The sequence below is a fragment of the Kordia jejudonensis genome, assembly GCF_001005315.1.
Classification (GTDB): domain Bacteria; phylum Bacteroidota; class Bacteroidia; order Flavobacteriales; family Flavobacteriaceae; genus Kordia; species Kordia jejudonensis.
This window is the reverse complement of record NZ_LBMG01000039.1, coordinates 1-229: the sequence shown is the minus strand read 5'-3', so window position 1 is coordinate 229 and position 229 is coordinate 1. Positions and strand designations below refer to the sequence as shown.

Below are 229 nucleotides of genomic sequence, written 5' to 3'. Positions count from 1 at the left end.
AACGGATCAGTGACTAGTGGAAACACAAGCAACACGACTGATTCAGGAACGGTAACCATCACAGATAATGATACCCCAGCCATGAGCGTTGGAGATGTAACCATCGCAGAAGACGGCGGTAGCGCATCAGTACCAGTAAGTATCGACAATCCAAGCAGCGTTGATACGGTAGTGTCTATCACTACAGTAGATAACTCCGCGGAAGATCCAAATGATTATACAACAACGA

The 229-nt window shown here is 46.3% G+C and carries 1 protein-coding gene; it reads left to right on the top strand.

Features of this window, described 5'->3' with window-relative positions:
* On the top strand, positions 1-229 hold a 229-nt coding region (locus AA089_RS17305), incomplete at both ends, for a Calx-beta domain-containing protein (protein WP_046758253.1).